Below are 11,175 nucleotides of genomic sequence, written 5' to 3'. Positions count from 1 at the left end.
GTTTGTCTATTTCAGTTGTGAGGGCTGCTTTCTGATCGCAACTATTTTACAAGGGGCGTTTTTTTCTTTACGGACGCTGCCATAGTGGTGAACGGATACAAAAAAGCAAGCAAAAAATTAAGGCTTCCGTAAAGAGCTGGAGATCAGTGCCCTGTGCAGCTAGGAAAATAGAACTGGCCCGTTACACAGGCCTCAAACAAGCTTGCTTTTTTATTTCGGCTGTAAAGGGCACTTTCTCAATCGCAACTATTTTACAAAGGGCATTGGGGGTTTATGTCTGCCACAGTAGTGAATAGATACAACTTTTTAAGACTTAAGCACTGCTCTTATTTGCTTTACCTATGTTTTTTATGAAAGCATTCAGCTGTTCTTCATAATTAAATGCATTATCCTGCTTGTATTTTTCTTCTATTGCTTTACCTACGCTATTAATAAAATCATTTATATCTTGCTCACAACGCGTGCGATGTTTGTTTATATACTTTTCTACATCCTCAAATACACTTGCTATAAAGGATTTAAAATCACTAATGTGATACAACCTATAAGTGGACTTAATTAATAAGGTCATAAAATACTCCCCTTTGTTATTTTTTATAAAGGGGTCTGCACCATGTTCTATTAAACGTCTTATGAAAGCCGTGTGGAACCTTTTGGCTGCTAGCATCAAGGCGGTATCTCCATTATTATTTTTTGCATTTTTTTCATCCAGGTCTGCCCTTTCCACAAACCAGTCCCAAAATCGTCTGGTATATTCGGGATAAGTTTTTCCAGAATCATTAGAAGAAAGCTCACTACCTTTTTGCGTTAGATGCATTAAAAGCGTGAAACCATGCGAATCTCTTGCATCTTTATGTAGGCGTGCATTTCTCCAAACTTCGATTGCTTCTTCTTTAGACTTATAAAGAGCTTTATGCATTTTATCCAAAAACTCTTCACTTAAAACCATGGAAGGCTGAACTGATCCTGTAGTAATACTAGAACAATCTTTTTCTTTAGATGAGCTAACTTGTGAAATAGGTCCGGTATCTCCAGTTTGGTCCATATAGGTTTGTCCCGTGTTGACACAAGAAGATAAGGTGCTCAAGCTGAATAGTCCAACCGATAGGGCTACTTTGTAGTCTACATGCTTTTTCATAGTATGAGATATTTAATGATATATTTAATTTAATGATATGGTATAATTACCACCGCCAATCCTTTGCTATTTATACTGATGCTACCTGGGCGATTGAATCATAACCTTATCTATTTTCTACTTATTTACCTTTTATAAGGCAAAAAGCTTTAAAGCATTACAATTAATAAGGATTGCTACTAACCAATTTTTTAAATTGGAAATATATATTAATAGTGCAAAAAAATAAATAGAATTGCAAACAAGTTGGATTATAAAATATAATATGGATCAATATGCAATCCTTTACTTCTCTGCTATGTTAGCTAACATGCTAACCACTACTATATGACCTCGTTTACGTGCTATATTACTGGTTTTGAGTATGCTTTGTTTAGTATCAAACACACTGGTGATATGGGTATTTTAACATTAGCCTATCAGATTCAAAAGCATAGCCCAACTATTCAACTTCAACCTAGCATCATTCATAAAACTGAACATAGAGATCAATAACAAAGTTTAAGTCTCTATTCAAAAGAGGAGATTAATAATATAGAAGATATGTTACAAGCACAAAATACAGTTTACAAAGATGAACAGAAAAACAGTTTAGTGAGAGGGTTGGTAGAGATGGTTTCTGTTTTTCTATCTGTAAGCTGTACTTTACACCCATTTTTGCACAGGCCTTGATTTGTTTTTCTTTTTAATCAGGCAAAAAGAGAAAAGGATAGTGCTGCTTATCAAATAAAAACTATTCGATTTGCTTCAATTAAAGCGATTAGCCAGACAGATAGTTGTACAAGTAGTTTTTTCTCTTTTTTAAGCCAGAAATTGTCATAGACATACTTAATCTTTAACAGACGCAGCAATCTGCTTTTTTCCTTGAATTAGAACATAGTCGGCAACATTCATAATCTTAGTTAACCATTCGCTCCTTATGACATCTTGATCTTTAGCAATTTGTTTTACTATGTCTGGCTCCGGTATAGATTTCTTCTCAGGGTAATGGTTGTCCAAATGTTCCTGAAAGATTTTTTCGACTACCATCATGGAAGTCTTACTAGGAACACCTTTAGAAAGTCTTATCCAATCAGAACTAAAGTCTTTCAAAGCATGATAAGCAATATTTATATAATTTTCATTTGACAGCGTACTAACCTTGTGGTTACACAATTGTTTCAAGATCAGAGCATTAATTTCTGTTATAACTCCTATAGAAAAGGCTACAATATCGATAGAAGCACTTTTTTCATCTAAGCGGATAATCTGCTCTATAGCAGCCTTGCTGTACTCAGCACTTTTAACTATTTCTTTAATTATCTCTTTTCTCACACTAGTACCATCTTGAATGGATCTTATAGCAAAGCAGGCATATTGATAAGCATGTCTACAACTTACAGCAGCTTTTACTACTGGATGACTACGGTAGATAGTAATAATATGACCTAGATTGGAACATGCTACTTGTTGGGGAGACATGGTGATTCCACTGGATTCAAAAAAAATACTAATAGAATCACTCAGATCAACAGGCCAATCAACTAACGCTGCAACTACTTTATCGACTAACCCCATTAATTGTGTCATAATAGCACTAGCTTGTTCATCGTCAGTATAGAACTCTGCCAAGGATGCACACGTTAACACAGCTTGGTCAAATAATTCTTTATATTCAGGATATCGCTTGCCCACCTCACCTATGATGGATTTACATCCATTAAATCTATTATCTTGAGCCGCTCTAGTCTCTACGTTCATTATATTAGCTTGTCGGATGCTACATGAACCAAAGAATCCTATTAAAGCAGTAGATACCCACGAATGAACTTTATGGGTTCCCATATTTTTATTCGTCATGATAATTTATTTTAATACTGTAAAATTACAGGCATATATTTTACGTTAAAAACCTCATAAATACAAACCCTAATACATAGCTAAAACTTAGTATCTGTACACCCAATCGCGTCAACTTAAAAATTATATTTCATTGATTATTAAATAAAATAGTTTTTTAATGAATAAATCTATTATTTTTGTCAAAAATGCCTAATTGAACAGCAATCATTTTAGGCTAAATTGATGGTTAGCAAGCGATCCATCATTGAAACAACAATAAAATCAACTCAAAAAATATTAATCAGATAGAAAATTGCAGGCATAGAAGCATCCCCAATTTTGGGCTAATTTGATAGCTGGAATCACAGCTTAACTGTAGCTTCATACTGGCAGATTACATTTCATTAGGGATATTGCCTATAGCAAACCATAATATCTGTTTTTCTAAAAATTTTTAATGAACTTTGTCAATAATTTATTTGGATAAATAAACAACCTGTTACAAGATCGGTTCATAGCGTGGATCGTAGAGGTAGGCATGTTAAGGGTAACCACGTATTTATCGCCCTGTTTTTCTATTGCATAGCCATCTTTATTACACCAATGGCTAAATTGTTTAGCATTATTTTCTGAATCCTCTAATAAAGTTTCTAAAATCGGCTTTGTAATTTCAAACAGTTGTGCTGGTCTATGTTTTACCTTATCATTGAACATCATATGATAAATTTCTCTTTTATCTGAAATACCTATTTCAAGTATACCTTCATGCATAACGCCATCTATCTCAAAAGTTGCAAAGGCTGACTTACCCTTAGGCGTCTTAAAAAAGTAGTCTTCATGGTCATCGACAAAAAGCAGCAACTCTACACCTTGCAGTTGATGATAGGCCTTTTGGAGCATGATATCTTTTTCTGTAAGCTCAGCATATTTTATTTTTTTTCCCATTTTATTGTAGTCAAATTTTTTTATTTGATCGCTTGTTGCCCCAGACCAACGCAATACCCTATGATGGATGGTATAACAACTTTTGTCAAAACGCTCTTGTAACTGCGCTACAGACTGTAAACGTGTACTGCTTTGCTCTGGCTCCTTTGTGCTTTGATACAGTGTACAGAAAGATTCACTTCTATGACTTAGATTATTTGTATCATTAAGATTTTCTAAATTTTTATTCTTTACTTTTCTTTGTTTTTCTTTAATTTTTCTAGCGTTAGCATGTTTTTTACCCCCCCTCTGACTAGGTTCTGTCTTAAATTTTTGATTGCTTTTCGAACTAGATTCTATCTCTAATACCAATTCATCAATTGTTTTTGCTGGTGTCTGTGCTACATTTTTAAGATGCTGATTAATTTTTTCCCTAGCTTGATCCTGCGTTTCTGCTTCTTGGAGAATAGTAAGTGTGTCTAAATAAAACAAAGCGGCATGCTTGTTCCCCACCTTTGTAGACAAATCCATTGCTTGTTGCTTCAAACCGAGCTCCTCAATTTTATCTCTATAAGCATATTCAGCATATGCTAAAGCCAACCCAGCCTCTGGGTATTGCTGACAAGCTAATTTTAGAATCTCATTACGATTGTTGAATCCAAGTAATAAACTTTCTTTGTATGCTTGAAAGATCTCATGAAACTGATCGCTAGGTTTCCACCCTACCTTCTTAGCAGCCTTCATTAAATGATCCAAATAATTAAGTGTGTCCTCAAGGGCTGTATACATAACATCCCCAAACATCTTAGCTTGATTCTTATAACTGATTTGGGCTTTTTGGGCAATTTCTTCTATTCTTATAAAATCTTTTTTTACAAGTTGCTGATTGAGAACAGATTGATCATCTAGATACCTTAAAATTGATTCCATACCAATAAGTATGTGCCCATTTACCACTATTACTTTCTTTAAAAAAGCTAATAATTTATTTTGTTTATCCTCTTCATAATCCGTTATTTTTGAAAAAGTAGTTACGCAAAAATCCTTGCATTTCTTATTAAAGAATGGGTCTATTATCCTAGGTTTAGCATTTGTTTCTCTATATGTAATAAATTGTTTTTTAAAAGCCTCTATAAGTTTTTTTGTATAAGCCAAATCGTTTTCAGTAGCAGTAAATCCACTTGGAAAGTTTACAATACGACCAATACTTAAGAAACTCTCCGTATGTTGCAGTGGGGTTTTCTCATTATAAGGCTGTAAGTGAACAGCTAGACAAGAAAAAAACAAAATAATCTTTAGACAAAGAAAAAAGGCAAACATGATACCTAATTAATTTAAGTAATAGGATAACTTACCTGTATTTTCCAAAAAATGGATTTACAAATATTGAAGTGATAACAGTTGTAGAGTACACATAAAATGTAAAAAATGCAAATAATGGTATGCTTATGGGATCTGACAAGAGGTTTTTATTAAAACATTGTGTAGCTTACGGTCAGTAAGAATCTATTAGAGTTGGAAAACAATTCACCAGCTGCGCAGTTACAAATGCTCAATTCTAAGTTTTGCCAGTTTTTTATACAAAAAACCCAAAAATGGATATGATCCAATCAATATTTATGTGACAAACATGTAAGAACAACTACGCAATGTTAATGGCATAGCAATTCAAAATAAAAAAGTGAACGCTTAAGCAAAAATCAACAAAAAAGCAGTATAATAGGAACAATTCGCTGCACGTATAAGTGAAGGGTAGGTGTATAAGTAAAAAAATATAAATACAAATATACATATTACTAATATTTAGGATTAAACTGCATGGCTAAATTATTACAAATATACTTTTGCTTTACCCTTTTAATAGCATCTTACTGCACTAGTAACAAAAAAAAGAACTTACCCCCTATACCGGATCAAAATAAGCAGAAGCAAAATGAACCTAGTTCTATAACGATTGAATCAACAGGTGCCCATGCAGTAGTCTGTATTGGATCAAACAATATTATCTATATAGGCACCAGTGATGAAAAAGATGAAAAAGATGAAGCTAAGATAGCGATCAATCCTTTGAAGCATACTGATCTAAATAATAAAAGCAGAACTAGAAGCACTCATAATAAAACTACAATAATCCCTATAGAAGTGCCTATAAAAATCATATCAACCAATCCTGATGGCACAGTAGTGATTGGACCAAATAATACCATCTATAGACATACTCAAAAACAGCAGCAGCCAACACTTAACAAACCTAACAGCGAGAACAGTAACGACATGAAAAACGACAGAAACGACGTTAACAACGACACTAGCAACGACACTAACAACGATACTAACAACGATACTAACAACGATACTAACAACGATACTAACAACGATACTAACAACGATACTAACAAAAACAGAAAAAACAGAAAAAACAGAAAAAACAGAAAAAACAGAAAAAAGTAGCAATGAGTCTTCCAATAATAATACCGGATCTATAAATACGAGTGAATATACTAACCTCTTTCTTGATTAATTTGGATAATAATGCCTAAACACTTAATCGTTATTGTCGGTCCAACGGCTATAGGCAAGACGGCACTCTCCATTCAACTAGCTGAAATCCTTCAAACAGAGATTATATCTGCTGATTCCAGGCAATTTTATCGAGATCTAGTCATTGGTACCGCACAACCGACCCAAGCAGAAATGAGGGACATACCCCATCATTTTTTAGCTTTTTTACCCATTCAAGCTAACTACACAGCTGGTAGATTTGCGCAAGACGCCTTACAAACCCTTGACAAAATTTTTACCTATCAAGATGTAGTTATCGCAACTGGTGGCTCTGGCCTCTATTTAAAGGCACTCTGTGAAGGTTTAGCCGAATTGCCTACACCATCACCTAACCTACGGGGCAGCCTAAATGCTACCTTAGCTGAAAAAGGGCTTACTTATCTTACCCAGCTGCTGGCAGAAAAAGATCCTGCTTATTATAACAGCGTAGATCTTCAAAATCCTAGAAGAGTCCTCAGAGCATTAGAGGTTTGCTTGGAAACAGGACTCCCCTATTCTACCTTGCGCCAAAAAAAACCAAAAGAAACCAGACCATTCAATATTATAACCATAGGCTTGATCCAAGAAAAAGAACTACTCCATAAACGGATCAGCCTGCGTGTGGAGATGATGATGGAACAAGGATTACTAAAAGAAGTTGAAAAACTATATGCCTACAAAAGAACCAATGCCTTGCAAACATTGGGCTATAAAGAATTATTCGACTATATAGATGGTCAATACAGTTTATCAGAAGCTGTAAACTATATCAAAATAAACACAAAAAAGTATGCAAAAAAACAAATCACTTGGTTTAGAAAAGATAAAAATATAACCTGGTTTACGCCATATGACTTGCATAAGGTACAAAGTTATATTCATGCTATCATAGGCTAATAACCACAATCTGTTCCATCTAATTTTAGTCCCAAATAAACGATTATGGAACAAATAGTAAGTATAGATTTGGTTGCTACATTATTTTGTACTAAATTTCAAACTAGAACCCATGTATTAGGTAGTAAACAAAATAAATTTTACCTTCCATATTAATTTATGCCAAATCAAAAAGAATTTGAAAAATTTGCGGTTAAGAATGGTTATGCAACTGGCTTAGAGATTCATAGCTACCTATCAGATATTGAGAATATGACCCGATCTGTCATCGAACAACGTCCTGCTCATTTTAGAGAGGTTGATGTCTTTGCCAGATTGATCATGGACAGAATTATCTTTCTTGGCACACAAGTAGATGATAATATTGCCAACGTAATTATTGCACAGCTTCTTTTTTTACAGTCTGTTGATCCCAAAAAAGATATTTTGCTCTACATTAATAGTCCCGGAGGCTCCGTATACCCAGGTTTAGGAATTTATGATACCATGCAATATATTTCTCCTGACGTAGCCACGATTTGCACAGGCCTTGCTGCTTCTATGGCTGCTGTATTATTGGCTGGAGGAGCTAAACACAAAAGATCTGCCCTTCCACATGCCAGAATTATGATTCATCAACCCCTAGGAGGGGCTAAAGGGACAGCTGCTGATATGGAAATTACCATGCAACAAATGATTGAAATTAAAAAAGACATATATAACATTTTATCTAATCATACAGGTCAAGACTATGCTTCTATAGAGCGCCATTCAGATAGGGACTACTGGATGCGTGCAAGCCAAGCCAAAGATTATGGCATCATTGATTTTGTACTAGAGAAAGAGAAAAAAAATTAATCATACAACTACTACTATTATGAAAAACCATTGTTCTTTTTGTAAAAAAGCTAGTGAAATAGTCAGTATGATGGTAACGGGTCCAGAAGGACGCATTTGTGACCAATGTGTGACACAAGCTGCACAAATTATCCAACTCCAAAAGGAAGATAACATCATCAATGATATTAAACCAGTTAACTTACTGCGTCCACAAGAAATTAAAGCCTATTTAGATGAATATGTGATTGGACAAGAAGAAGCTAAAAAAGCCCTATCTATTGCGGTCTATAACCACTATAAACGTCTGGCTCACCCAGCAAGTATAGAAGATGATGTAATCATTGAAAAATCCAACATATTGCTGGTTGGAGAAACAGGTACAGGAAAAACTTATTTAGTTCGTACACTAGCTCAAATGCTAGAGGTACCCTTTTGCATTATAGATGCAACCGTCTTAACAGAGGCCGGTTATGTTGGAGAAGATGTAGAAAGCATTATTAGTCGCTTGTTACATGCTGCCAATTATGAGGTCACTGCAGCTGAACGAGGGATTGTTTATGTAGATGAAATCGATAAAATTGCTCGAAAAGGAGATAACCCATCTATCACCCGAGATGTAAGTGGCGAAGGAGTGCAGCAATCTTTACTAAAACTATTGGAAGGCTCAATTGTAAATGCCCCTCCACATGGTGGCAGAAAGCATCCAGATCAAAAGTTAACAGCTGTTAATACAGAAAAGATTTTGTTTATTTGCGGAGGAGCTTTTGATGGCATCACTAGAACCATTAGTAATCGAATCAATTTTAATACGATAGGCTTTGAATTTTGTGCCAAGCCTAATGCTAGGGTAGATGATAAAGATATGCTTAAGTATGTTTCTGCTTCCGATATAAAAGGTTATGGACTCATTCCTGAATTGGTAGGTCGCCTTCCCGTTATAAAAGGACTGGAGCCGCTTACAAAATCTGATCTGCGCAGCATTCTTACAGAACCTAAAAATGCATTAGTTAAGCAGTATACTAAGTTATTCGCAATAGATGGCATTACCCTAACCTTTACCGAAGAAACCCTTGATTTGATTGCAGAGCAAGCTATATCGCTCAAGTTAGGGGCCAGAGGTCTACGTTCTATCTGTGAAAGCATTATGGGTGAAGTGATGTATACCGCTCCATCCTTAAAAGGACAAGATAAATTAGTTATTGATAAAAGTTATGCATTAGAACAGCTCAGTAGAACACGATTAGAGCTGCTCAGGCCTGTAGAAAAAAACAGCCAAGATAGTGTATTAAAAAAAATGGCTTAATCCCCCTTCTTGTTGGTAGTACAGCTACCAAAATAAAATTATAAGTTACTGTAGGTTTTACCTTTAAGATGGATCATTCTTTATCAACCCCGGTTAGAGTAGGTATATTTTTTGGTGGCCAATCGAGAGAACGTGAGATTTCTTTTGCAGGTGGTCGTACCGTCTATGACCACTTAGATCGCGAAAGATTTGAACCAGTTCCTGTTTTTGTTGATAGTCTCGGTAATTTTATCTTACTCGATAAAAAATACCTTTATCAGGGTACCATTCGAGAGTTTTATCCCTCTCCTACTGCATCTAATTTTTGGGGTATACCGCTTTATATAGAATCCTTACCTAACACCCAAAACCATACACCATTCATAGAAAAAATAGGACAGAAAATAGCGCCTACTGATTTTTCAAAATACTTCGATATAGCTTTTCTTTGTTTACATGGCCCCTATGGGGAAGATGGAGCGATTCAAGGGCTATTAGCATGGTACCAAATCCCCTATACAGGATCTGATATATTGCCAACCGCACTAGGTATTGATAAAATCTTTCAAAAAAAGCTTTTACAGCATGCAGGTTTTTTAGTGCCTTATTCTATCACTATAACGCAAAAAGAGTGGCTAAACAAAAATGACCCCCAAAAGGTACTAGATCAAATCATCACTACCATTGGGCTACCTTTTGTTGTTAAAAGCAGCAGACAAGGCTCCTCGATAGGTGTCACAATTGTGAGGCATCGTACACTTGATGCCTTCATAAGAGCCATCCATAAAGCATTTTTTATGGAAGCCATAACCTATGCAGGCTGGAAAGCCTATACACCTACAGAGAAAAAAAATTGGTTCAATAGCTTGATAGATCTTCGAGAGGGCATCGGATTTCCTTTATGGGTAGCCAATCAAATTTTTTATACACCTCATGCCTTGTTAAACTATATAGAGCTTTATTTTCAAAAGCAAAAAGAGCCTATTTTATTGATTAGCGCACAAGCAGAAGAAGCCATCATAGTAGAAGCCTTTATCGAGGGAAGAGAATTTTCTTGTATTGTACTAGAAGCAGTAAAAGGTAATGCTATGGCATTACCACCCACTGAAATGCTAAAAGGAAAGTTGCATTTTGACTATAGAGCCAAATATTTACCTGGTATTGTACGAAAACAAACACCTATGATCTTACCTAGTCTTCTATTGGATCTGATCCGTAAAGAGGCAGTTGCTTTGTTCCAACTCCTGAATTGTCAGGTATATGCGCGTATAGATGGCTTTCTGACCAATGATAACCAAGTTATTTTAAATGATCCCAACACTACAGCTGGTATGAATCCTTCTTCTTTTTTATTCCACCAGGCAGCAGAGATTGGCCTCCACCCTACTCAACTGCTTACCTTTATCATCCAACGCTCTCTTGAAGTAAGAAAAGATAAAGGATACTTTATTGCTGACTGTCTTTTAAAAAAACTTAAAGCTATAGACTAGGCTTATTGCTTAACGCAGTATATTGCGTACAATAGCTCTGTTATAGTATCTGTTCACAACATTGGTAAAAAATCAAGCCCTCAGTAATCAGTAAAAAGTTAGGGAAAGCAGCCTTTACAGCTGGAAAAACAGAACTCGCCCGCTTCGCGGGCTTCAAACAAGCTGTTTTTCTAGTTCAGCTGTAAGTGCTGCTTTTTGATCGCAACTATTTTAAAAGGGGCGTTTTTTTATATATTGTTATATATAATAATCAATTAAATATA

9 protein-coding genes are annotated in these 11,175 nt (G+C 35.3%); 6 read left to right on the top strand and 3 right to left on the bottom strand.

The features are described from left to right. Positions 1-313 precede the first annotated feature (313 nt). A complete protein-coding gene (locus MUW73_RS01405; RefSeq protein ID WP_243018204.1) occupies positions 314-1,138 on the bottom strand; it encodes an ankyrin repeat domain-containing protein in 825 nt (274 codons plus the stop codon). Positions 1,139-1,465: 327 nt separating this feature from the next. On the opposite strand from MUW73_RS01405, the gene MUW73_RS01400 reads away from it, so the two are divergent. After that, a complete protein-coding gene (locus MUW73_RS01400) occupies positions 1,466-1,633 on the top strand; it encodes a hypothetical protein (protein WP_243018203.1) in 168 nt (55 codons plus the stop codon). Between the two features lie 333 nt (positions 1,634-1,966). Here MUW73_RS01400 and MUW73_RS01395 read toward each other — a convergent pair whose 3' ends face one another. Continuing rightward, positions 1,967-2,977, bottom strand: coding sequence for a hypothetical protein (locus tag MUW73_RS01395; RefSeq protein WP_243575183.1), 1,011 nt, complete (start codon positions 2,975-2,977; stop codon positions 1,967-1,969). Positions 2,978-3,403: 426 nt separating this feature from the next. Beyond that, positions 3,404-5,203: a DUF1609 domain-containing protein gene (locus MUW73_RS01390; RefSeq protein WP_243018201.1), complete on the bottom strand. Its 1,800-nt coding sequence runs from the start codon at positions 5,201-5,203 to the stop codon at positions 3,404-3,406. Between the two features lie 498 nt (positions 5,204-5,701). Between MUW73_RS01390 and MUW73_RS01385 the strand changes: the two genes are divergently transcribed. The 5 genes from MUW73_RS01385 to MUW73_RS01365 all read left to right on the top strand — a co-directional run bounded on the left by MUW73_RS01385 (position 5,702) and on the right by MUW73_RS01365 (position 10,912). Beyond that, on the top strand, positions 5,702-6,334 hold the full coding sequence (locus tag MUW73_RS01385) for a hypothetical protein (RefSeq protein ID WP_243575182.1): 633 nt from the start codon (positions 5,702-5,704) through the stop codon (positions 6,332-6,334). A gap of 81 nt (positions 6,335-6,415) precedes the next feature. After that, positions 6,416-7,321, top strand: a complete 906-nt coding sequence (gene miaA, locus MUW73_RS01380) for a tRNA (adenosine(37)-N6)-dimethylallyltransferase MiaA (RefSeq protein WP_243018199.1) — start codon at positions 6,416-6,418, stop codon at positions 7,319-7,321. A 159-nt stretch (positions 7,322-7,480) separates the two neighbouring features. Next, a complete protein-coding gene (locus MUW73_RS01375; protein ID WP_262914873.1) occupies positions 7,481-8,158 on the top strand; it encodes a ClpP family protease in 678 nt (225 codons plus the stop codon). 19 nt (positions 8,159-8,177) lie between these two features. Continuing rightward, positions 8,178-9,443 carry an ATP-dependent Clp protease ATP-binding subunit ClpX gene (gene clpX, locus MUW73_RS01370; protein WP_243018198.1) on the top strand — a complete coding sequence of 422 codons (1,266 nt, stop codon included), beginning with the start codon at positions 8,178-8,180 and terminating at the stop codon, positions 9,441-9,443. A gap of 68 nt (positions 9,444-9,511) precedes the next feature. Next, positions 9,512-10,912: a D-alanine--D-alanine ligase family protein gene (locus MUW73_RS01365; protein ID WP_243018197.1), complete on the top strand. Its 1,401-nt coding sequence runs from the start codon at positions 9,512-9,514 to the stop codon at positions 10,910-10,912. The last annotated feature ends 263 nt before the right edge of the window (positions 10,913-11,175 follow it).

It is taken from the genome of Candidatus Cardinium sp. cByotN1, assembly GCF_022810525.1.
Classification (GTDB): Bacteria; Bacteroidota; Bacteroidia; order Cytophagales; family Amoebophilaceae; genus Cardinium.
The sequence above is the reverse complement of the archived record's forward strand: the minus strand, read 5'-3'. Positions and strand labels throughout refer to the sequence as shown.

Coding starts and splice junctions, on each gene's coding strand:
- MUW73_RS01405 (WP_243018204.1), bottom strand. CDS start 1,138: ATGAAAAAGCATGTAGACTACAAAGTAGCCCTATCGGTTGGACTATTC.
- MUW73_RS01400 (WP_243018203.1), top strand. CDS start 1,466: ATGACCTCGTTTACGTGCTATATTACTGGTTTTGAGTATGCTTTGTTT.
- MUW73_RS01395 (WP_243575183.1), bottom strand. CDS start 2,977: ATGACGAATAAAAATATGGGAACCCATAAAGTTCATTCGTGGGTATCT.
- MUW73_RS01390 (WP_243018201.1), bottom strand. CDS start 5,203: ATGTTTGCCTTTTTTCTTTGTCTAAAGATTATTTTGTTTTTTTCTTGT.
- MUW73_RS01385 (WP_243575182.1), top strand. CDS start 5,702: ATGGCTAAATTATTACAAATATACTTTTGCTTTACCCTTTTAATAGCA.
- miaA (WP_243018199.1), top strand. CDS start 6,416: ATGCCTAAACACTTAATCGTTATTGTCGGTCCAACGGCTATAGGCAAG.
- MUW73_RS01375 (WP_262914873.1), top strand. CDS start 7,481: ATGCCAAATCAAAAAGAATTTGAAAAATTTGCGGTTAAGAATGGTTAT.
- clpX (WP_243018198.1), top strand. CDS start 8,178: ATGAAAAACCATTGTTCTTTTTGTAAAAAAGCTAGTGAAATAGTCAGT.
- MUW73_RS01365 (WP_243018197.1), top strand. CDS start 9,512: ATGGATCATTCTTTATCAACCCCGGTTAGAGTAGGTATATTTTTTGGT.